Consider the following 21,520-nt stretch of genomic DNA (forward strand, 5'->3'; position numbering starts at 1 on the left):
CTCACGCCGGGAAGGTGCAGGCATTCTCCTCCCGCGTGGTCGCGAGGAGCTCCAGGCTCTCCCCCGGCCCCGGCAGCGGGCCGGTCGAGGTGAAGATGTCGTAGGCGTTCTTGATCGTCTCCGGCGGCAGGGCGGTGATGGCGTACATCTCCTGCATCAGCTCGTGGTCCCACGACCGGAAATAACCCTCCCGGGACTTGTGGATGTCGAACTTCGCGCCGCCCTCGAAATACTCCACGATCTTCAGGGAATCGGTCGTCTTCGTCTCCGCCATCGCCCGCGCGAGGATCTTGGTGGCGGTGTAGTCGCCCCAGGCCTGGTTTTCGGGCGGGCGCTTGTACTTGGCCCTGAAGGCCGCCACGAACTTCTGCGCCGAGGGCGACGGGACCATGTGGTGCCACACCACCGGCCACGTCCCGAGGAAGTTGCCCTGGCCCGCGCCCCAGGCCAGGGCCGTGTCGAACCCGAACCCCGCCACGGGGAAGGGCAGGCCGAACTCGCTGTACTGCTTGAGGAAGTTGGTGATCTGCGCACCCGCGAGGTTGCAGATCACCAGGTCCGGCCGGTTCTGGCGGATCTTGAGCAGGAACGGCGAGAAATCCGTCAGCTCGGTGGGGATCAGGTCTTCGCCCGTGATGGTGGCGCCGTTGCCCGCCAGGAACTTCCTGGCCTGTTTCAGCAAGTCGTGGCCGAAGGCATAGTCGGCCGTCAGGGTGTAGATCTTCTTGTCCTTGACGAGGCCCTTCTCCAACAGCGCCCGGCCTGCGGCGCGCACCATCATGGTGTTCTGCGCCTCGACGTGGAACATGAACCGCTTGCAGTCGGCCCCCCGCAGGGCGTCCGAATTCGCGCCGGTGTTGATGAATAGCGTCTTCTCGCGCTGGGCCACCTGGGAGATCGCCAGCGCCGAGGCCGAATTGATCTCGCCGATCAGGCAGGCCACCTTGTCCCGCTGCACCATGCGCTCGGCCTTCGCGGAGGCGGTCTGCGGGTTCACGCTGTCCTCGGTCAGGAGCTCGACCCTGCGGCCGTTGATCCCGCCCGCGGCGTTGATCTCCTCAACCGCCAGTTGGGCCGCCTGCACGGCGAACTCCCCGAGGGGGCCGAGGAAGCCGGTGCGCGGCGTCAGGTGGCCGAAGCGGATCACGTCCGCTTGCCCCTGCGAGAGGGCCGGCGCGGCCAGGGCCGGGGCGAGGAGGGCGGCACCGCCGGCCCGGAGCAGCGAACGGCGCGAGATCGAATCGGTGAGTGGGCTCATGGCCAGCGGCCTCCCCTGGGCGTTTCCTCCAGCCGGGTCGTTGTGTGGCTCTGCGGCCTGCCCGAACTGTGATCACACATCACTAGCGCGATAGTGCAGGATTCGTCTAGTGTCGGCACATGAGTTCATCACCCGCCCTGGCGGATCTCCCCCAGATCGCGCGGCGCACCCTGGCGGACACCGCCTACGACGCCCTGTCGGATCTGCTGGCCTCCGGCCGTCTCGCGCCGGGCGACCGGCTGTCCCTGCGCCAGACGGCGGCGGCGCTCGGCGTCTCGGTGATGCCGGTGCGGGAGGCGGTGAGCCGCCTCACCGCCGAGGGCGCCCTCGACGTGGCGCCGAACCGGGCGCTGCGGGTGCCGGTGCTGACCCCGGAGGCGTTCCGTGCGCTGGCCGAGACGCGCATGGCGGTGGAGGGCCTGGCCGCCGCCCGGGCCGCCGAACGGCGCAGCCCCGGTGAGCTCGCCGAGATCCGGAGGGCGGAGGCGGCGTTCCGCGCCCTGGCCGGCTCCGCGCGGCCGGACGGGGCGCGCGCGGTCGTCCTCAACCGCGACCTGCATTTCGCGGTCTACGCCGCCTGCGGCCTCGAACCGCTCCGGGAGATCATCGCCCGCCTGTGGCTGAAGGCCGGGCCGGTGCTCAACCTCGACCTGCGTGCGCATCCCGGGCGGCTGCGGCAGGGCTCGGCCATGCGCCGCCATGCCGAGGCCGTGGCCGCCATCGAAGCCCGGGACGGCCCCGCCGCCGCGGCGGCCATCGCCGCCGATATCGGCGATGCGGCGGAATTCATCCTGTCCCGGGGCGGGCTCCGGCAGGCGCAACGGCCATGACGGGCCGCAACGACCGTTTCATCACTCCAGCCAACAGGACGGACCATGGACCTCGGCATCAACGGCTTGCGCGTGCTGGTCACGGCGGGCGCCAACGGGATCGGGCGGGCCATCGTGGACGCGTTCCTTGAGGAAGGTGCGCGGGTCTTCACCTGCGATGTCGATGGGCAGGCCCTCGATGCCCTCCCGGCGGGAGTGGGCCGCATCCTCACGGATGTGGGCGAGCGCGGTCAGGTGTCGGCGATGATGGAGGCGGCGGTGGGTGACCTCGGCGGCCTCGACGTGCTCGTGAACAACGCCGGCATCGCCGGGCCGACGGGCCGCGTCGAGGACATCGCCCCGGAGGAATGGGACCGCTGCCTCACGGTGTGCCTGACGAGCCAGTTCAACTGCGCCCGGCTCGCGGTGCCGTACCTGCGGGCGAGCGACAACGCCTCGATCGTCAACCTGTCCTCGGCGGCGGGCAAATTCGGGTTCGCCCTGCGCAGCCCCTACGCCGCCGCGAAATGGGGGGTGATCGGCTTCACCAAGTCGCTGGCCATCGAGCTGGGCGAGGCCGGCATCCGGGTGAACGCGATCCTGCCGGGCCTCGTGGCGGGGGATCGCCAGCGCCGGGTGCTGGAGGCCAAGGCGCAGCAGCAGGGCACGGGCTTCGCGGAGATGGAGGCCCGCGCCTTCTCGTTCGTTTCGATGAAGGAGTACGTGACGGCCCGGCAGCTCGCCGACCAGATCCTGTTCCTGGCCTCGCACCGGGGGCGCACGATCTCCGGCCAGGCGATCTCGATCGACGGCGACACCCGCATGCTGTCGTGAGCCCCGGAACCAACCCCGCAGCCGGCGCGATACCGGCGACCCTGCCGTCGCACCGCCGCGAGCCGACCATGGACCAGAAGACCGCCTCCCACGCCGACCGCCCCCACGTCGTCTGCCACATGACGACCTCCGTCGATGGACGGATCAAGGTCCGCCGCTGGCTCGCCGACGCCGACCGCCACTACGAGCGCATCCATGCCGCCCTCGAAGGCGATGCCTGGATGTGCGGCCGCATCACCATGCAGGGCTACGCGGACAGCGCGGACCCGCTCCCGCAGGCGCCCGCCGACGACGGGGTGCCGGTGCCGCGGGAGGATCATGTCGCCACCCGGAACGCGTCGGGCTACGCCGTCGCCCTCGACGCCCGCGGGCGCCTCGACTGGGGGGCGCGCAACGAGATCACGGGCGACCATGTCGTGGTGGTGCTGACCGAATCCGTGCCGGACGCGCACCTGCGCGCCCTGAAGGCCGGGGGCCAATCCTACCTGTTCGCCGGGGAGCGGGAGGTGGATTTCGCCCTGGCCGTGCGCAAGCTCAAGGCGCTGTTCGGCATCGAGCGGCTGCTCGTGGAAGGCGGCGGACACATCAACGGCTCGATGCTGCGGGCCGGGGTGATCGATGAGCTGAGCCTCCTCCTCGCGCCGGCCGTGGACGGCGTGTCGGGCACCCCCGCCCTGTTCGACTTCGCGGGCGAGGAGGCCGATTCGATGGGCAAGCGCCGCAGGCTCGACCTCGAAACCTGCGAGCGGCTGGACGATGGCACCGTCTGGCTGCGCTACCGCATCACCGGGGTGGATTCGGGCGCCTGATCGCGGCGAGGAAGCCGTCGTAGGAATCCGTCACCGCGCGCAGCCGCTCGAATTGCGGCAGCGCGCCGGTGGGGAGGGCGTCGATCTGCCAGTTCGGCCGGTCCGCGAAACGGGGGGCGAGGCGGTAATCGACGAAGTCGCCCCGCTGGCCGTGCACCATCCAGACCGGCCCGCGCAGCCGGTCGTAGAGCAGTGTCGAGTCGGTCGGGAAGAGATGGCCGGCGATGAAACAGTACGGCGCGTGCTCCGCCCCCGGCTGATGGGTCGTGGCGTAGGCGTAGTCGAGCAGGCCCTCGTCGATCTTCGTGGCGCCGAAGGTCTTCTCCAGGAAGAACCGGATGCTGACGCGGCTGGCCAGCGCGGCGAACATGGCCGGGCCGAGGGGGCGCCGGTCGAGGATCTCACGGACCACGTCACGGCCCCGGTGCCCGTCCGGCGGTCCCTCGCCGGAGAGGCGCCCATCGAAGCCGGTGGGGCTGATGAAGCCGATGGTGGCATAATCCGCCGGGCGGGCGAGGCAGGCCCGCGCAAGGTAGGCGCAGGACAGGGAGATCGCGATGGCATCCACCGCCTCGCCGCCGTGCCGGGCGCGGATCTGCGCGACGACGGCGTGGATCGCCTCGGCCATGAGCCGCGGCGTGTAGCGCCGCCGGCTCCGCTCGGAGAAGCCGAAGCCCGGCAGGTCGATGGCATAGACGGGCCGGGACCCGGCGTAATGCAGGAACAGCGGGCGTGTCTCGTAGGCGCTGCCCGCGGCGTTGATCGAGTGGATCAGCAGCAGCGGTCGCCCGGCGCCCTCGGGGGCGGCGTAGTACGCCACGGTCCCGATCTGCGGCCCGGACACACTGCCGAGGGCTGCGGGCAGCGCCGGGGGGAGCGGGATGGCGCTGCGGGCGAAGACGCGCCGTGCCACGGCAAGGGCTCCCATCGAGGTGACGAAGGCGAGGGCGGTGCGCCCGGTGGGGCGAGCGAGGGAGCACATCGGGGCGGACGCGTCGGGAGAAGGGCTGTCCGTCAACGCAGCGCGGAACCGAAGGTGCCGGGCCCGGGCTCTCTACAGCCGTGCTGAAACGCGTCCAAGCCGCCCGGCCCCGCCTGCGACGATCGATCCGTCGGGGGCATGGCCGGCGCGGCGACCCGCGGCGAAGGGCATCCCGCCGGCCGGCTGGGGGGCCGCATCCGGCGCGGGACCGGCCGCGACGCGGAGGAAATCGACGGTGGCGGGGTCGCCCCGCCACGCCTGCACCCGCTGGCTGACGAGGACGTCCCGCGGGCGCCTTTCGTAATAGGCATAGGCCGCGGCGATGTAGGCCGCGCGGGTCATCGTCCGGGCCGGGCCGGAGCGGGGCGTTTCGGCCTTGAAGAACAGGGCGCTGCCCGGCACCCCGTAATGCTGCCCGATCTCGGGATAGACCGGCCAGCTTCCCATGCCGCCGAGGTCGTCGGGGAGGAACGCATCCAGGTCGCAGGCGTCGAACGGGATGCCGGCCTTGTCCAGCAGCCCGCGGGCGATGTCGGCCATCACGTAGAGCTTGGGGTGGTTGGTCGAGTGCATGAAGCACCCGCGCCGCGCCCAGCGGGTCAGGTGGGTGTCGAGGTCGTATCCCGCCTCGGCCCCGAGCCGGCGCAGGCTGGCGACGGACTCGTCCCAGAACGCGTAATAGCCGAGCCGTTCGAAGACCGGCTCGCAGAACAACCGCAGCGCCTGCGCCTCGGAGAAGCCCGCGAGGTAGGCGTAGAGCGTGACCGCCGAGTGGGAATGGCCCATCGGCCCGGAGAGGAGGCCGCGCAGGGTCGCGTGGTCCTGCACGCCGATCGAGACCACGTCCGGGTGGTAGGCGGCGAAGGCGATCGTCGGGATCACGTACACGTTCGGGCGCGCGCGCAGGTCGAGGATCGTACCCCCGTCCCGGAAGGGCGGCAGGTAGATGTGGGTGAAGACCGCGTCGTAGCGGTCGGCCCGGGCGATCAGGTCCGACAGACGGCGGTGGCCGCGTCCGATGGAGAAGACGGACAGGAAGTCGACCTGCGCGTCCGGCAGCAGGTAGCGCATCGCCTTGGCCACCGTGCCGGCTTGGCAGACGCCGAGCACGAGCAGGCGCGGCGCGCGCGGTCCCCGAGGCTTTCCGATCTGCGAAAGCCAGTATTGGGCGCGCCGAACTGTGTCGAGGCTGGGCATGCCGTGTCTCTCGCATGTCCCGACTCGGCGGGCAAACCGAGCCGAGCGGGGATGCCTCCTGCCATGCCGCCCCCGGCCCGAAGGCCACAACACCACTTGCAATGCAATTCCCGATGCAGTGAGGTATAAATTCTCGACTGTCGGTTGTCGGTGGTGTGGAATTGATCCATTCAACCTTCAGTTATATTGCAAAAATGATCAGTTTTCCTGCGCCTCGATTGCCCGATTGCGCTCAATAAACACCTGATTAACCATACTTAATCAGTATCACTTCGGCAAGGTTCGGCATCATGCGCTCAGGTGGCCCGCGTCCTCCGTCGTCGGACCCGCCGGCACCTCTGCGTATGATTCGAGACGAGCTCTATGCATCTACTTCGTGATACCCGCTTGGTCCTCAAAGCCGCGGTCCCGCTGGTCATCCTCGCCGTGGTGGCGGCGGGACTCGTGGTCTATGCCCGCGCCAACCTCCTCAGCCTGAGCGAACAGACACGCGTCATGGCCGACGTGCAGGCCAAACGCCTTCAGCATATCCTCACGGTCCAGATCGCCTCCACCGAAGCATCAGTTCAGGCGCGCAACGCCATCCTCGAGACGCGCGAGGACAAACTGGCCTCGTACCGGGACCGCTACGAGGCGGCGGTGAAGCTGGCGCTGGGGGAGATCGACCGCCTGAACGCGATCGCCGACTCCCCCGAACGCGTGGCGACCAATGAAAGCCTGCGGGAACAGATCAGCAGCCTCGTGGCGATGCTGAACCGCTCCCTCGCCCAGCGGATGGCGAACGACGTCGGCGGGGCGGCGAAGATCGCCGTCATCGACGCTTCGCCCATCAGGACGAAGCTGCGCGAGATGATCCTGAAGCGCACCACGAAGCTGACCCAGGAATTCGAGGCCGCCCGCGATACGGCCGGGAACGCGGCCAGCGGGGCCATCATGATCCTGGTCGGCTCCGCCGTGGCCGGACTGGTCGTGGCCATGGCCCTGTCGGTCGGCATCGTCGTGTTCGGCATCGCCCGCCCGCTGGGCAGCCTCGTCGCGGTGCTCCAGCGCATGGCCCAGGGCGAGATCGACGCGCACATCGCCGAGGCCCGGCGCGGCGACGAGATCGGCGTGGTCGGCAAGGCCGTCGAGGGCATCAAGGAGATGGTCTCCCGCAAAGCCGTGGAGCAGGCGGAGATGAAGCGCCTCGCCGACGAGGCGGCGGCCCGGGAGCGCAGGCGCACCATGGTCGAGCTGGCCGACGGGTTCGAGGCGGCGGTCGGCGGGATCGTCGGCATGGTCTCCTCCTCCGCCACGGAGCTGCAGGCCACCGCCCAGCAGATGAGTTCGGCCGCCGCCGAGACCGCCAGCCAGTCCACCACCGTGGCCACCGCCGCCGGACAGGCCGCCTCCAACGTCGGCACCGTGGCCGCCGCGGCGGAGGAGCTCGGCACCTCCGTGCAGGAGATCGGCCGGCAGGTCCAAGGTTCGGCCAGTCTCGCCCAGGCCGCCGTGGGCGAGGCGGACCAGACCGCAACCCTGGTCCAGGCCCTGCGCCAGACGTCGGCCCGGATCGGCGACATGGTCGGGCTGATCTCGAACATCGCGTCCCAGACCAACCTGCTGGCCCTGAACGCCACCATCGAGGCCGCCCGGGCCGGGGAGGCGGGCCGGGGCTTCGCGGTGGTGGCCGCGGAGGTGAAGGAACTCGCCAACCAGACCGCCAAGGCCACGGAGGAGATCGCCGGGCAGATCGGCGAGATCCAGGGTGTGACGGATCAGGCGGTGTCGGCCATCGGCGGGATCACCGGGCGGATCCGCGAGATCAACGCCGTGGCGACCTCCATCGCGGCGGCGGTGGAGCAGCAGGGTGCGGCGACGCAGGAGATCGTCCGCAACGTGGCCCAGGCCGCCCTGGGCACGACGGAGGTGACGGGCAACATCGCGGGTGTCGCCCGGGCCTCGGAGGATACCGGCGCGGCGGCGGCGCAGGTGCTCTCGGCCTCGGGCGAACTGTCCCGCCAGTCCGAGCACCTTTCGGCGGAGGTCGCCCGCTTCCTTGACACCGTGCGTGCGGCATGACCGGCCGGCGGGGGCGGTTCCCGCGCGGGCGCTCAGGCCTGCGCCGCCTCGATCTCCCCGGACAGCTCCAGCCATTCCTCCTCGGCGGAGGCCAGGGCGCTCGCCGCATCGGCCCGCATCTTGGCGATCTCGCCCGCCTTGGCGGCGTTCTCGCGAAAAGCCTTGCCGTCCTCCAGGGCCGCATCGATCTTCTCGATGGCCGCCGAGAGCTTCGCCATCCGCGCCTCGATCCCGTCGAGCTTCCTGCGGAGGGGGGCGAGGGCGGCGCGGCGCTCCACACCGGCCCGCCGCGCCTCGGCCTTCTGCCCCCCGGCCGCGTCCGCCGCACGGTCGGCATCGCGCTCGGGTCCGGCGAGCACGAGGCGCCGGTAATCGTCCATGTCGCCGTCGAAGGTCTTCACCGAGCCCTCCGACACCAGCCACAGCCGGTCGGCACAGGCTTCGATCAGGAACCGGTCGTGACTCACCAGGATGACCGCGCCTTCGTAATCGTTGATCGCCTCCACGAGGGCCTGCCGGCTCTCGATGTCGAGATGGTTCGTCGGCTCGTCGAGGATCAGCAGGTGGGGCCCGTGGAAGGCGGCGAGCCCCATGAGCAGGCGGGCCTTCTCGCCGCCGGAGAGCTTCTCCACCGGGGTGTCGGCCTTCGCGGCGCCGAAGCCGAGCCGGGCCGTCGCGGAACGGACCTTGGCCTCCGGCACGTCGGGCATCAGCGTCCGGACATGGGCGTAGGCGCTCTCGGCCGGGCGCAGCTCATCGAGCTGGTGTTGGGCGAAGTAGGCGACGTCCATCTTGGACGAACGCCGCATGTCGCCCGCCAGCGGCGGCAGGCGCCCGCCGATCAGCTTGCAGAAGGTCGACTTGCCGTTGCCGTTGGCCCCGAGCAGCGCCACCCGGTCGTCCGGGGCGAGGCTGAGGTTGAGGCCGGAGAGCACCACGCGCTCGCCGTAGCCCGCCTTCACCCGGTCCATCGCGACGATGGGCGGCGAGAGCGGCTTCTCGGGGCTCGGCAGGTGGATCACCGGCACGTCGTCATCGAGCAGGGCGGCGATGGGCTCCATCTTGGCGAGCCGCTTCATGCGCGACTGCGCTTGGCGGGCCTTCGTGGCCTTGGCCTTGAACCGGTCGATGAAGCTCTGCAGGTGCGCCCGCTCCACGTCCTGCTTGGCCTTGGCCTTGGCCTGGAGCACGCGCTTCTCGGACAGCTGGCGGGCGAAGCTCGTGTAGCCGCCCCGGTAGATCGACAGCTTGCCCCGGTCGAGGTGGAGGATGTGGTCGACGCTGGTGTCGAGCAGGTCCCGGTCGTGGCTGATGACGATGGCGGTGCGCGGGTAGCGCTCGAGGTAGTCGTAGAGCCAGAGCGTGCCCTCGATGTCGAGGTAGTTGGTGGGCTCGTCCAGGAGCAGCAGGTCCGGCTCCGAGAACAGCACCGCCGCCAGGGCGACGCGCATCCGCCAGCCGCCGGAGAAGTCGGCGCAGGGTCGGGCCTGGGCCGCGGCGTCGAAGCCGAGGCCGTGCAGGATCGCCGCAGCCCGGGCCGGCGCCGAATGCGCGCCGATATCCACCAGCCGGGTCTCGATCTCGGCCCGGCGCAGCCCGTCGGCGTGCTCCGCCTCGGCCATCAGCCGGGCGCGCTCGGTGTCAGCGGCGAGGACGACGGCGTGCAGGCTGTCCGGCCCGGCGGGCGCCTCCTGCGCCACGGCGCCGATGCGCATCCCCTTCGGCAGGGACACCGCCTTCGAATCCACCGACAACTCGCCGAGGATCGCCTTGAACAGCGTGGTCTTGCCCGCGCCGTTGCGGCCGACGAGGCCGACATGGGCGCCCTCGGGAATGGTGAAGCTCGCAGCGTCGAGGATCAGGCGCTCGCCGATGCGGTAGGTCAGGTCGTTGACGCGCAGCATGCCGGCGTTCTGGCTGGGGACGCGCGGCGAAGCAAGGGCGTGCCGGGGCGTTTCGTTAACCCCGCGGCAGACACATCGCTGCATAGTCCTGGCTGCGCAGGATAGACTGCACATCGAGCAGATAATTAACAACAGATTAGTATAAGTTGTCCGGGAAAGAAACGCGGCCATGGCATCTGTGTTGATCCTGACAGACGATCCAGAAAGCGGAAACCGGCTTGCGCGCAACCTCGGCGGTGGGGCGGTGGTCTGCGACCTCTATGACGACCTCCCTGCGCCCACCGGACGCCGGCTGGTGATCGCCGATATCCGTTCGCCGCATTCCGAGTCGATCGCCCGGCTGAAGCATGCCCTGGTGGCGGCACGGGGAGCCGCCACGCCGTTCCTGTACCTGTTCCACGGCAGCCGGGAGCGGGGGGAGATGCACGCGACCATGCTCGGCGCCACGAAGAGCCTTCCGGCCATGACCGCGGCGGCGCTCCTGGCGGGCGCGGTCGCGGACCTCACGGGCGCCGCCCCGGCCGTGGAACCGGACTCGCCGGCCAAGCACGCCCAAGCCGCGCGCCGGGCCTTCGCGGCCATCTTCACCGGCGAAGCGCCGGCGACGGAGCTGGTGGACGACGCGGCCGAGATCGTGAACCGCGCCGCGCGGGACATGAAGGTCCAGGACTGGCTGAACCTCGTGGCCGCCTTCGATGACATCACCCACCGGCACTGCCTGACGGTCGCCGGCCTCGCCGCGGCCTTCGCCGCGACGCTGCACTTCAATCCGGCGGATGCGCACTTCCTGACGAAGGGCGCCCTGCTTCACGACATCGGCAAGTCGAAGATTCCGCGCGCGATCCTCGACAAACCCGGCCCGCTGACCGTCCCCGAGCGGCAGGTGATGAACCAGCATCCCCTCATCGGCTACACGATGCTGGAGGGCCGGGGATTCAGCGACCTCGCCCTCAAGGTGGTCCGCTCGCACCACGAGCTGCTCGACGGCGCCGGCTATCCGGACGGTCTGCGCGGTCCCGAGATCCCCGATGTCGTGCGGCTGGTGACGATCTGCGATATCTTCGCCGCCCTCATCGAGCGCCGGCCCTACAAGGCGCCCTTGAGCGCGCCGGACGCCTACGGGATCATGCTGAAGATGGTCGGCAAGCTCGATCCCGACCTCCTGCGCGCCTTCGCCCCGGTGGCCTTCGCCAGCGACACGGAGACGATGCCGCTCTCGGCCTGAGCGCCGGGTCTCCTCAGACCAGTTCCCACGCCCCGCGGTCCCGCATCAGGGCGGCGACCAGGGCATTGTTCAGGTCGTGGCAGGCATGCCTGGCCTCGACATGGCCCTCGATCGGGTGACCGGCGAGGGCGAGGTCGCCGACGATATCGATCACCCGGTGGCGGACGAGTTCGTCGGGCATCCGGAGGCCGCCGACGACCCGCTTCCCCACCAGCAGGGCGGCGGACCGGGGGTCGCATCCCTGAAGGAGCGGCTTGCGCGCCAGGAGGCCGTAGGTCCGGCCGGCCATCACACGCAGGAGGCGGCCGAAGCTCCGGGCCGGGGCGATCTCCGCCGCGAAGGACTCCGGCAGGATCGGCCCCCGCCAGTCGAAGGTGCCGAGGCGGCGAAGCTCGATATGGGCCGACACGGTCAGCCCCCGCCCGGGGCCGATCGACAGGCTTCGATGCGCGTGGGTGAGGCGGACCTCGCGCAGCACACGGAGCGTGCGCACGCCCACCTCCTGAACCACCCGGCCGGCCCCCGTGATTCCCTCGCACCAGGGGACGGCGCTCCCATCGAAGATCGGCAGCTCTTCGCCGTCGATCTCCGCCAGCACGTTGTCGATCCGCAGGGCGAAGAGCGACGCCATCAGGTGTTCGACGGTGCGCACCAGGACGCCGTGCGCGCGCAGGGCCGTGCAGGCCGGTTGCGTCTCCTGGTGGTGCCACAGGGCGGGGATGTCGACCGCGCGCCCATCCGGGAGCCGGCGGCGGAAGACGATCCCGTGGTTCTGCGGGGCCGGCGAGACGCGCACGGTCGTCCGCCGCCCGGTATGGAGGCCGCGTCCCGATCGCTCGAAGGCGCCACCCAGGGTGGCCTGACGCCGGCTCGCGGCTGCGAGCTGCAGCGGAGCGGAGAGATGCGAGACGTACGGCATTGCTGTGGGGGAAGGACGGCGCGTGAAACCTTATGGCGCGATCCACGCCAAAGGAGGAATCACACTCTCGTGGTGGCTTGACCCTGCGCAATGCCACGGCCACCATCGAATTGAGCCCAGCCGAACGGCCGGATGGCCGCGCGCGGCGCGGGGAATCGGACGGAGAGTGTCTTTCCTGGGACGCCGGCCGGCAACCCGAGGGGCGGGGGACGGCGAGGTGGATCGGTCATGGCGCGCCTGGGGACCATACCCTTCTTCAAGGATGCGGGCATCGAGCTCACGACCTTCGACAACCGCTGCCATTGGCGTCGATTCGATGAGAACGAAACGCTCGTGGACTTCGACGACATCTCCACCGACGTCTACTTCATCGCCACCGGCGAAGTCCGCATCCTGAACCGGACCCAGTCGGGCAAGGAAGTGATCCTCGGCGAGATGCGCGGCGGCGCCTTCTTCGGCGAGCTGGCCGCCATCGACGGGATCGGCCGCTCGGCCAACGTCACGGCGCTGACGCGGGGCGAGGTCTGCGTCGTGCCGGCCAGCGTGTTCCGGCAGATCGTGTTCGCCTCCGAAGCCATCGCAGACCGGCTGATGCGCCTGCTGGCCAAGCGGGTGCGCGAGTTGAACACCCGGCTGATGGAGCACGCGCTCCTCGACCTGCGCCACCGGCTCTACGCCGAATTGCTGCGCCTGTCGGTGCCCCGGGCCGGCGCCGGGGGCGAGCGCGTGGTGACGCCGCCGCCCTATCACCACGTCCTCGCGGCGCGGATCGGATGCCGGCGGGAACAGGTCACCCGCGAATTCACCGCGATGGCGGCGGAGGGCCTCGTGGATCGGACCCGCGGCGCCCTCGTCCTGCGGCGGCCGGACCTGCTGGAGGCGCGGGTGGCCGAGGCCCTGCGCGAGGATTCCTGACCCCTTGGCGGTGCCGCCTTCCCTGAGGATCCGGGGCCTCGTCAAGCGGTTCGGCAGCCACGTCGCGGTGGACGGCGTGGAGCTGGAGCTGGTGCCGGGCGAATTCTTCTGCCTCCTCGGCCCCTCGGGCTGCGGGAAAAGCACCCTGCTGCGCATGATCGCCGGCTTCGAGGCCCCGAGCGAGGGCATCGTCGAGGTGGGCGGCGCCGACATCACCGCCCTTCCACCGCATCGGCGGCCGGTGAACATGATGTTCCAGGCCTACGCCCTGTTTCCCCACATGAGCGTGGCGGCCAACATCGCCTACGGGCTGAAGGGGATGCCGAAGGCCCGCGCCGTCGAACGGGTGGCCGAGTTGCTGCGTCTCGTGCGCCTGGAGGGGTTCGGCGACCGCCGGCCCGACACCCTTTCGGGCGGGCAGCGGCAGCGCGTGGCCCTCGCCCGGGCGATCGCCCGCGAGCCCGGCCTGCTCCTGCTGGACGAACCGCTCGGCGCCCTCGACCGCGGCCTGCGCGAGGAGACGCAAGGGGAGTTGCGCACCCTGCAACGGCGCCTCGGCACGAGCTTCGTGGTGGTCACCCACGATCCGGAGGAGGCGATGATGCTGGCTGACCGGATCGGGGTGATGGAGCGTGGCCGCCTCGTCCAGGTCGGGCCGCCGGCCGCGCTCTACCGGCGCCCGGCGAGCCGCTACGTGGCGGGCCTGCTCGGGGACGTGAACCTGATTCCCGGCCGCCTCGGCCCGGCCGGCGCCGTGGGGACCCGCGCGGTCGTGACCGCCCACGGCACGGTGACGGCGCAGGCGGATGGCGTCCTCGCCGAGGGGGCGCAGGTCGTCGTAGCGGTGAGGCCGGAGAGTCTGGTCCTGGGCGAGAGAGGGCTGGCGGCGGTGGTGGAGGACGCGACGTTCCTCGGCGACCGCATCCGCCGGGTCCTGCGCCTGCCGGACGGCACGGCGCTGCGGGCCAGCGGGCCCCCCGGCGGCGGGCCGGAGCGCGGCGCCGCAATCCGCGCCGGCTTCGCCCCGGCGGATGCCGTCATCCTTCCGGCCTGAGGGGGGTCCATGGGCGCGCCGCAGCCGAACCGTCTCTTCGCCCGCCTGCTCCGGCTGCCGCCGCTGCTCTGGCTCGGGGCGTTCTTCCTCCTGCCGTTCCTCGTCACCCTGAAGATCAGCCTATCCGAGCCGGCGACCGCGATCCCGCCCTACCTGCCGGTGCTGGAATGGGATGGCGGCCTCGACGGGTGGTCGAGCTTCCTCGAATCCCTCAACTTCACCAACTATCTGACGCTGGCCCGCGACGACCTCTATCGGGCCGCCCTCCTCGGCTCCCTGGCCTATGCCGGGGCGGCGACGGCGATCCTCGTGCTCATCGGCACCCCGATCGCCTACGCCCTGGCCCGCGCCCCGCAGCGCTGGCAGCCCCTTCTCGTCGCCCTGGTGGTCGTCCCGTTCTGGACGAGCTTCCTGATCCGCATCTACGCCTGGATCGCAATCCTCAAGCAGGAGGGGCTTCTGAACCTCGCGCTGCTCAAGCTCGGGGTGATCGCCCACCCGCTGGTGATCCTGAACACCGATGCGGCGGTGATGATCGGCCTCGTCTACGCCTACCTGCCCTTCATGGTGCTTCCGCTCTACGCGGTGATGAACCGGCTCGATCCGACGCTACCCGAGGCCGCCGCCGACCTCGGCGCGGGGCCGGCGCGGGTGTTCTGGAGCGTCACGCTGCCCCTGAGCCTGCCGGGCATCGCGGCGGGGGCCGGGCTGTGCTTCATCCCGATGGTCGGAGAGTTCGTCATTCCCGACCTGCTGGGTGGCTCGGAGACGCTGATGCTCGGGCGGGTGCTGTGGAGCGAATTCTTCTCCAACCGGGACTGGCCGCTGGCCGCCGCGGTGGCGGTGCTGCTCCTCGCCATCGTCATCGGGCCGGTCATGCTGTTCCGCGACAGCCTGCGCGCGGACGGGGAGGGGGCATGAGCGGGCTGACCCGCACCGTCCTGTGGCTCGGCCTCGGCTTCCTCTACGCGCCGATCCTGGTGCTGGTGGTCTACTCGTTCAACGCCTCGAGCCTCGTGACCGTCTGGGGCGGATTCTCTACACGCTGGTACGGGGCGCTGTTCGCCGACGCGCCGCTCATCGCCGCCGCCTGGGTGTCGCTGCGGGTGGCGGTCCTCGCGAGTCTCGTCGCCACGACGCTCGGCACCCTGGCCGCGCTCGCCCTGGAGCGGCACGGCCGGTTCCGGGGGCGCGCCGGCTTCACCGCGCTGATCTACGGGCCGATGGTGATGCCGGAGGTGATGATCGGCCTCTCGCTCCTGCTCCTGTTCATCGGGGTGGGGCTCGATCGAGGCGTCGTCACCATCGTCATCGCCCATGCCACCTTCTGCACGGGCTTCGTCGCGGTGGTGGTCTCGGCCCGGCTGCGGGGGCTCGACCGGTACCTCGAAGAGGCGGCGGCCGACCTCGGGGCGGGGCCGCTGCGGGTGCTCGGCACCGTCACCCTGCCCCTCCTGGCGCCGGCCATCGCCGCGGGGGCGCTGCTCGCCTTCACCCTGTCCCTCGACGATCTGGTGATCGCGAGCTTCGTCTCCGGGCCCGGGGCCACGACCCTGCCGATGCGCCTCTACAGCCAAGTCCGGCTCGGGGTGAATCCGGAGATCAACGCGGCCTCGACGCTGCTGGTCGGCCTCGTGAGCACGGCGGTGCTGGCGGCATCCTGGCTCACCGCGCGGCGGGGTGGGTAAGGCGGTGCACCGGCCGATCCACGCCCGGCCGCCCCCGTGCGGCAGCGCACGCCGAGGCCTGATGGCCGGGATTACGGTGAAGCTTCCTTGCCGCTCCGCGCGGCGAGACAGCCGAGATCCGTCCGATGAGACAAGCCTTCAGCCTCTTCGCCCTGGGCGTCGTCCTGGCGACGGCGCCGCTCGCGGCGCAGGCCCGTCCGATCCATCATGCGAAGGTCGAGGCGAGCCCGTCCGCCAAGGCCCGCCGCGCCGCCCTGGACGGCTTTGCCGCCCGCATGAACCGCCTCGACGCCCTGATGGGCTCGTCCCCGCCCGCACGCACCCGTTCGGCGTCGGCCGACCAATAGGACGGCCCCGGATTGCGCTCGCGGCGCCGACGATGACGCCCGGAGCTGCCCCTATCCTCCGAGGCCACCCGTTTCCTCGATGAAGCGGGCCACCGTATCCGCCCCGTCGCCCGCCCGCAGGGAGGCGAAGACATAGGGGCGGGCGCCGCGCATACGCTTCGTGTCCGCCTCCATCACCGACAGATCCGCCCCCACGAGGGGTGCGAGATCGGTCTTGTTGACGATCAACAGGTCCGACCGGGTGATACCGGGGCCACCCTTGCGGGGGATCTTCTCGCCCCCGGCCACGTCGATCACGTAGAGGGTGATGTCGGCGAGCTCCGGCGAGAACGTCGCGGCGAGGTTGTCGCCCCCCGATTCGATCAGCACCAGATCGAGCTTGGGGAACTTGGCCCGCATCTGCGCCACGGCGGCGAGGTTGATCGAGGCGTCCTCGCGGATCGCCGTATGCGGGCAGCCGCCGGTCTCGACCCCGAGGATGCGCTCCTCCGGCAGGGCGCCGGCCACGGTGAGGATGCGCGCATCCTCCTTCGTGTAGATGTCGTTGGTGATCGCGCAGATCTCGTAGCGGTCGCGGAACCGCTTGCACAGCTGCTCCATCAGCGCCGTCTTGCCGGAACCGACGGGACCGCCGATGCCGACGCGCAGGGGCCCGTTGGCGGATGTGCTCATCGCTGAAGCCTCATGACCGGAAGATGCGGGAATACTGCGTCTCGTGCCGGAACGAGCCGAGATCGAGGCGCAGGCAGGCGGAGCCGAGGTCGTCGAGCCCCGCCGTCTCGGCCGCCCGGGCCAGGGGCACGAGCCGGGCGGAGAGGGCGGCGACGGTGCGGGTGCCCGCCGCCTGCCCCACCGGGGCGGCGCGGAGCGCGGCGGAGACGAGGCTCTGCACGAAGGCGAGGGCGTAGATGTCGAGCACCGGCCCCCGCGCCATGCCGTGCGCACCGGCCGCGGCGCCGACCGCCACGGGATAGGCGACCGCCCCCGGCAGGGCCGCCGCCACCTCGGTCAGGGCGGGGCAGGGCCATGCGCCGAGGGTCGCGTCGAGGAAGCTGCGCCCCTGCTGGCTCGTCTCCAGATGCAATTCCCGCGACGGGGCGAGGGCCAGGGCGAGGTCGTTGATCCCGGCGAGGCCCTGCGGGTCCCGCCCCGTGGCCGCCGTATGGGCGTGGGCGAGGAGGATCAGGTCGTTGCGCAGGGAGCCGCGCTCGCAGACGTCGCAGAGCCACGCCGCGAGGCTGTCTTCGCCGGTCACATCCCCCGCCTCCACCGCCGCCTCGAGGCCGTGCGAGTAGGCATAGGACCCGACCGGGTAGCCCGGCGACAGCCACGCGAACAGCCGCAGCGCCTCGCCGGCCGTTTCAGCCGTGGTCATGGTCATTGCGGGTGCCGTGGGAATGCCCGTGGGCGTGGCCGTGCCCGCCGGAATAGGCGCCGCCCTCCGGGCGGAACGGGCGCTCCACCGGCTCGGCGGTGCCGCCGAGGCCGCGGACCATCTCGGCGAGGACGTGGTCGTGGGCGATCCACACCGCATCCGGCCCGATCTCGGCGGGGATGTGCCGGTTGCCGATGTGCCAGATCAGCCGCCGCAGGGCGTGTTCGCTCGGCGCGCGGATTTCCAGAAGCCGCTCGGGCGCCGCCTCGACCCAGACGAGCCGGCCGTTTTCCAGCACGAGCGCGTCGCCATCGTCCAGAACGGAGGCTTCGGCCAAGTCGAGCAGGAAGGCCGTACCGCCGACGCCGCGCATCGTCGTGCGGCGGCGGTGCCGGTCGCCATGGTCCAGCACGACGCGGTCGACGATCTCGCCGCCCATCAGGTGGCCGGCGCGCAGGAGGCGTGTGGCGCGGATCACGGTCTCATGTCCCAAGTGTCCATTCCCCCATCGTCATAGCGAGGGCAGCGAAGCAATGCAGGCAGACGGAACGGTCTGATATGTCCCGTTGTCCTGGATTGCTTCGCGTCGCTCGCAATGACGGGGTGGCTCAAAACAGGAAGTACCGCTGCGCCATCGGCAGCACGTCGGCCGGCTCGCAGACCAGCAATTCGCCGTCGGCGCGGACGTCGTAGGTCTCGGGATCGACCTCGATGACCGGGGTGGCGTCGTTCAGCACCATGCTCTTCTTCGAAATGCCGCCGCGGACGTTCTCCACCGCCACCATCTGCTTCTGCACGCCGAGCTTTTCGCGCAATCCGTCTTCCAGGGCGGCCTTCGAGACGAAGGTGAGGGCCGTGGAGAACGGCGCGCGGCCGTAGGCGCCGAACATCGGCCGGTAATGCACCGGCTGCGGCGTCGGGATCGACGCGTTGGGGTCGCCCATCGGCGCGGCGGCGATGGTGCCGCCCTTCAGGATCAGATCCGGCTTCACGCCGAAGAAGGCGGGCGTCCACAGGACGAGGTCGGCGAGCTTGCCCGCCTCGACCGATCCGATATGCCGGGACACACCGTGGGCGATGGCGGGGTTGATCGTGTACTTCGCCACGTAGCGCCGGGCGCGGAGGTTGTCCGTGCCGGAGGTGTCGCCGGGCAGCGCCCCGCGCTGGCGCTTCATCTTGTCGGCCGTCTGCCATGTGCGGATGACGACCTCGCCGACCCGGCCCATGGCCTGGCTGTCGGAGGACATCATCGAAAGCGCGCCGATGTCGTGCAGGATGTCCTCGGCGGCGATGGTCTCCTTGCGGATCCGGCTCTCGGCGAAGGCGAGGTCCTCGGGGATCGACGGATCGAGGTGGTGGCACACCATCAGCATGTCGAGATGCTCGTCGATGGTGTTGCGGGTGTAGGGGCGCGTCGGATTCGTGGAGGAGGGCAGCACGTTCGGCAGGCCCGCGACCTTGATGATGTCCGGCGCGTGCCCGCCCCCGGCACCCTCGGTGTGGAAGGCGTGGATCGTCCGCCCCTTGAAGGCGGCGATCGTGTCCTCCACGAAGCCCGACTCGTTGAGCGTATCGGTGTGGATCATCACCTGGACGTCGTGGGCGTCGGCGACGCTCAGGCAGGTGTCGATGGCCGCGGGGGTGGTGCCCCAATCCTCGTGCAGCTTGAGGGCGCAGGCGCCGCCGCGCACCATCTCGATCAGGCTCTCCGGCCGGGACGCGTTGCCCTTGCCAGCGAAGGCGAGGTTCATGGGGAAGGCGTCCGCCGCCTCGATCATCCGGGCGATGTGCCAGGGCCCCGGCGTGCAGGTGGTGGCGAAGGTGCCGTGCGCGGGCCCGGTCCCGCCGCCGAGCATCGTGGTGATGCCCGAGCACAGGGCCTCCTCGATCTGCTGCGGGCAGATGAAGTGGATGTGGCTGTCGAAGCCCCCCGCCGTGAGGATCTTGCCCTCGCCCGCGATCACCTCCGTCCCCGGTCCGACGACGATGTCGACGCCGGGCTGCACGTCCGGGTTGCCCGCCTTGCCGAGCCGGAAGATCCGCCCGCGGACGATGCCGACATCGCATTTCACGATGCCCCAATGGTCGAGGACCACGGCGTTGGTGATGACCGTATCCACGGCACCGGCCGCGTTCGGCGCCTGGGACTGGCCCATGCCGTCGCGGATGACCTTGCCGCCGCCGAACTTCACCTCTTCACCGTAGGTGGTGAAGTCCCGCTCGACGGTGATCTCCAGGCACGTGTCCGCGAGGCGGATGCGGTCGCCCATCGTCGGCCCGAACATGTCGGCATAGGCCGAGCGCGGCAGGCTCGCCGGCTTGGGAGTGTTGCTCACGGTTTGCGCCTCCGAACCCCAGCCGCGCGGATCACAGCTTGCCCATCACGTCGCCGCGGAACCCATGGACGATCCGGTCGCCGGAGAGCGGCACCAGGGTCACCTCCCGGGTCGAGCCGGGCTCGAACCGCACCGCCGTGCCGGGGGCGATGTCGAGGCGCTTGCCCCGGGCCTGCGCCCGGTCGAATACGAGGCCCGGATTGGCCTCGAAGAAGTGGTAGTGCGAGCCGACCTGGATCGGCCGGTCGCCGACATTGGCGACTTCGATCATCGTCCGCTCGGCCCCGACGTTGAACGCGATCTCGCCCGGCAGCGTCGTCACCGTGCCCGGCACATCCTGGGACGGGGCGCCGCGGATCGGGTGGTGGACCGTGACGAGCTTCGTCCCGTCCGGGAAGGTCGCCTCGACCTGGATGTCGTGGATCATCTCCGGCACGCCCGGCATCACCTGCTCGGCGGTGAGGACGGAGCCGCCGGCCGCCATCAGCTCGGCGACGGTGCGCCCGTCGCGGGCACCCTCGACCACGAAATCGGTGATGAGCGCCACGGCCTCGGGATGGTTGAGCTTCACGCCCCGGGCGAGGCGGTTGCGCGCCACCTGCGCCGCCATCGCGATCAGCAGCTTGTCCTTCTCGCGGGGGGTGAGCAGCACCGTCGCCTCGTCTCGTCGCCAGTGAAAGCGGGCGGAGCAAGGATCATGCTCGAAGGGGCGTCAAGGCCGCGGGGCATCCGGGGCCCGTCTATCCCGCCATCTCCGTGAATTCCGGCATCAGATCGTCCGCGGTCGGCAGACGCGCGCGGGACGGGAGGTCGCGGGGATGGATGAACTCGTCCCCGAACCAGGGGTAGCGGGCGGCGCTGAACGCGCTGCGCAACCAGTCGATCACCCGCCGGACGCGGCCGATCCGCTCGGCATCCGGGTGGTAGGTCAGCCAGATGTCGAGGCTGAAGCGCCCGAGGTTGTCGACCGGCATCACCCGCGCGCCGCTGGCGCTGGCATAGGTCGGCATCAGCCCGAGGCCAGCTCCCCGCGCGATGGCCCAGTAATAGGCGCTGCTCGTGTTGACCTTCAGCGTCACCGGCACCTGCGCGGGGAAACCCGGGACGCTGCGGGCGTACTCCTCCAGCGACACGGTCTGGCCGCCGGCCTGCACGACGATGCGGTGATGCGCGAGGTAGGCGGCCGTCTCCGGCAGGCCGTAGAGTTCGGCATAGGAGTGGGCGGCGTAGGGCATCACATGCATGCGCCCGAGCTTGACGACCCGCAGGTCCGGGCTGGTCGGCCGGGTGAGCTGCACCGCCACGTCCGCTTCGAGGCGGAGCACGTCGGCCGATTCCATCGCGCAGCGCAGATCGACCGTCAGCCGCGGGTTCGCCCGCTGGAACTCCACCAGTTGGGGCGCGATCCAGAACGCGCCGAGTCCTTCGGTGACGGCGATGCGCACCTCGCCCGTCTCGGCGAAGGCGCTGGCCTCGCGCAGGCGCTGAACGCCGAAGGCGGCGTTCTCCATGGCGGCGGCGGCCTGCAGCACGTGGCGGCCCTCGCCGGTCAGGCGGACACCGTCGACGTGCCGGGTGATCAGCGGTGCGCCGACCACGGCCTCGAGCTGTTCGACCCGGCGGCGGATCGCGTTGATCGACAGGCCGAGGCGCAGGGAGGCGGCGCGGAAGCTGCCCGCCCGCTCCACTTCGAGAAAGACGAACAGGCTCTGCCAGTCGAGCTGCACGCCGAGGCCGAGATCCACGCGTTCCATCAGCGGAACACCCCTGTTTCAAAACGTATACATACAACCTGAGAGCGGCCCTG

General features: G+C 70.7%; 21 protein-coding genes. 10 read left to right on the forward strand and 11 right to left on the reverse strand.

Annotation, left to right across the window (positions count from 1 at the left end; all coding sequences use genetic code 11):
• Nucleotide 1: 1 nt before the first annotated feature.
• On the reverse strand, nucleotides 2-1,258 hold the full coding sequence (locus MKK53_RS24330) for an ABC transporter substrate-binding protein (RefSeq protein WP_243931538.1): 1,257 nt from the start codon (nucleotides 1,256-1,258) through the stop codon (nucleotides 2-4).
• Nucleotides 1,259-1,377: 119 nt separating this feature from the next.
• Here MKK53_RS24330 and MKK53_RS24335 point away from each other — a divergent pair, with 119 nt between their 5' ends.
• The 3 genes from MKK53_RS24335 (at nucleotide 1,378) to MKK53_RS24345 (ending at nucleotide 3,710) form a co-directional block, all read left to right on the forward strand.
• Nucleotides 1,378-2,088, forward strand: coding sequence for a GntR family transcriptional regulator (locus tag MKK53_RS24335; protein WP_243931539.1), 711 nt, complete (start codon nucleotides 1,378-1,380; stop codon nucleotides 2,086-2,088).
• A 45-nt stretch (nucleotides 2,089-2,133) separates the two neighbouring features.
• Entirely contained in the window at nucleotides 2,134-2,901 is a 768-nt protein-coding gene (locus MKK53_RS24340) for an SDR family oxidoreductase (protein ID WP_243931540.1), read from the forward strand.
• Between the two features lie 68 nt (nucleotides 2,902-2,969).
• Nucleotides 2,970-3,710 (forward strand): RibD family protein, encoded by a 741-nt coding sequence (locus MKK53_RS24345; RefSeq protein ID WP_243931541.1) that lies wholly within the window; start codon nucleotides 2,970-2,972, stop codon nucleotides 3,708-3,710.
• Here MKK53_RS24345 and MKK53_RS24350 read toward each other — a convergent pair.
• Both MKK53_RS24350 and MKK53_RS24355 read right to left on the reverse strand, forming a co-directional pair.
• The gene (locus MKK53_RS24350) at nucleotides 3,685-4,692 is read right to left on the reverse strand and encodes an alpha/beta fold hydrolase (RefSeq protein ID WP_243931542.1); all 1,008 of its coding nucleotides are present in this window, start codon (nucleotides 4,690-4,692) and stop codon (nucleotides 3,685-3,687) included. The two genes, MKK53_RS24345 and MKK53_RS24350, sit on opposite strands and share 26 nt — an antisense overlap.
• Nucleotides 4,693-4,764: 72 nt before the next feature.
• Entirely contained in the window at nucleotides 4,765-5,889 is a 1,125-nt protein-coding gene (locus MKK53_RS24355) for a WcbI family polysaccharide biosynthesis putative acetyltransferase (protein ID WP_243931543.1), read from the reverse strand.
• 363 nt (nucleotides 5,890-6,252) lie between these two features.
• On the opposite strand from MKK53_RS24355, the gene MKK53_RS24360 reads away from it, so the two are divergent.
• Nucleotides 6,253-7,950 (forward strand): methyl-accepting chemotaxis protein, encoded by a 1,698-nt coding sequence (locus MKK53_RS24360; RefSeq protein WP_243931544.1) that lies wholly within the window; start codon nucleotides 6,253-6,255, stop codon nucleotides 7,948-7,950.
• Between the two features lie 32 nt (nucleotides 7,951-7,982).
• On the opposite strand, the gene MKK53_RS24365 is transcribed toward MKK53_RS24360, so the two are convergent.
• A complete protein-coding gene (locus MKK53_RS24365; RefSeq protein WP_243931545.1) occupies nucleotides 7,983-9,854 on the reverse strand; it encodes an ABC-F family ATP-binding cassette domain-containing protein in 1,872 nt (623 codons plus the stop codon).
• A gap of 169 nt (nucleotides 9,855-10,023) precedes the next feature.
• Here MKK53_RS24365 and MKK53_RS24370 point away from each other — a divergent pair, with 169 nt between their 5' ends.
• Complete coding sequence (locus tag MKK53_RS24370; protein WP_243931546.1) at nucleotides 10,024-11,079, forward strand: HD-GYP domain-containing protein; 1,056 nt, start codon at nucleotides 10,024-10,026, stop codon at nucleotides 11,077-11,079.
• A gap of 13 nt (nucleotides 11,080-11,092) precedes the next feature.
• Here MKK53_RS24370 and MKK53_RS24375 read toward each other — a convergent pair whose 3' ends face one another.
• Nucleotides 11,093-11,998 (reverse strand): UDP-3-O-acyl-N-acetylglucosamine deacetylase, encoded by a 906-nt coding sequence (locus tag MKK53_RS24375; RefSeq protein ID WP_243931547.1) that lies wholly within the window; start codon nucleotides 11,996-11,998, stop codon nucleotides 11,093-11,095.
• Nucleotides 11,999-12,226: 228 nt separating this feature from the next.
• Here MKK53_RS24375 and MKK53_RS24380 point away from each other — a divergent pair, with 228 nt between their 5' ends.
• The 5 genes from MKK53_RS24380 (at nucleotide 12,227) to MKK53_RS24400 (ending at nucleotide 16,002) form a co-directional block, all read left to right on the forward strand.
• On the forward strand, nucleotides 12,227-12,913 hold the full coding sequence (locus tag MKK53_RS24380) for a Crp/Fnr family transcriptional regulator (protein ID WP_243931548.1): 687 nt from the start codon (nucleotides 12,227-12,229) through the stop codon (nucleotides 12,911-12,913).
• Between the two features lie 4 nt (nucleotides 12,914-12,917).
• Nucleotides 12,918-13,967: an ABC transporter ATP-binding protein gene (locus MKK53_RS24385; protein ID WP_243931549.1), complete on the forward strand. Its 1,050-nt coding sequence runs from the start codon at nucleotides 12,918-12,920 to the stop codon at nucleotides 13,965-13,967.
• Between the two features lie 9 nt (nucleotides 13,968-13,976).
• Nucleotides 13,977-14,888: an ABC transporter permease subunit gene (locus tag MKK53_RS24390; RefSeq protein ID WP_243931550.1), complete on the forward strand. Its 912-nt coding sequence runs from the start codon at nucleotides 13,977-13,979 to the stop codon at nucleotides 14,886-14,888.
• Entirely contained in the window at nucleotides 14,885-15,655 is a 771-nt protein-coding gene (locus MKK53_RS24395) for an ABC transporter permease (protein ID WP_243931551.1), read from the forward strand. The genes MKK53_RS24390 and MKK53_RS24395 overlap by 4 nt, the downstream gene beginning before the upstream one ends.
• A gap of 125 nt (nucleotides 15,656-15,780) precedes the next feature.
• Nucleotides 15,781-16,002: a hypothetical protein gene (locus MKK53_RS24400; protein WP_243931552.1), complete on the forward strand. Its 222-nt coding sequence runs from the start codon at nucleotides 15,781-15,783 to the stop codon at nucleotides 16,000-16,002.
• 51 nt (nucleotides 16,003-16,053) lie between these two features.
• On the opposite strand, the gene ureG is transcribed toward MKK53_RS24400, so the two are convergent.
• The 6 genes from ureG to MKK53_RS24430 all read right to left on the reverse strand — a co-directional run bounded on the left by ureG (nucleotide 16,054) and on the right by MKK53_RS24430 (nucleotide 21,467).
• Complete coding sequence (gene ureG, locus MKK53_RS24405; RefSeq protein WP_243931553.1) at nucleotides 16,054-16,674, reverse strand: urease accessory protein UreG; 621 nt, start codon at nucleotides 16,672-16,674, stop codon at nucleotides 16,054-16,056.
• Between the two features lie 10 nt (nucleotides 16,675-16,684).
• Complete coding sequence (locus MKK53_RS24410; RefSeq protein ID WP_243931554.1) at nucleotides 16,685-17,377, reverse strand: urease accessory protein UreF; 693 nt, start codon at nucleotides 17,375-17,377, stop codon at nucleotides 16,685-16,687.
• Nucleotides 17,364-17,855, reverse strand: a complete 492-nt coding sequence (locus MKK53_RS24415) for an urease accessory protein UreE (protein WP_243931555.1) — start codon at nucleotides 17,853-17,855, stop codon at nucleotides 17,364-17,366. Before MKK53_RS24415 ends, MKK53_RS24410 begins: the two co-directional genes overlap by 14 nt.
• 130 nt (nucleotides 17,856-17,985) lie before the next feature.
• Nucleotides 17,986-19,662 (reverse strand): urease subunit alpha, encoded by a 1,677-nt coding sequence (gene ureC / locus MKK53_RS24420; protein ID WP_243931865.1) that lies wholly within the window; start codon nucleotides 19,660-19,662, stop codon nucleotides 17,986-17,988.
• 82 nt (nucleotides 19,663-19,744) lie between these two features.
• Complete coding sequence (locus tag MKK53_RS24425) at nucleotides 19,745-20,365, reverse strand: urease subunit gamma (protein ID WP_243931556.1); 621 nt, start codon at nucleotides 20,363-20,365, stop codon at nucleotides 19,745-19,747.
• Between the two features lie 88 nt (nucleotides 20,366-20,453).
• Nucleotides 20,454-21,467, reverse strand: coding sequence for a LysR family transcriptional regulator (locus MKK53_RS24430; protein ID WP_243931557.1), 1,014 nt, complete (start codon nucleotides 21,465-21,467; stop codon nucleotides 20,454-20,456).
• Nucleotides 21,468-21,520 lie beyond the last annotated feature (53 nt).

Source organism: Methylobacterium sp. J-076 (assembly GCF_022829405.1).
Lineage (GTDB): Bacteria > Pseudomonadota > Alphaproteobacteria > Rhizobiales > Beijerinckiaceae > Methylobacterium.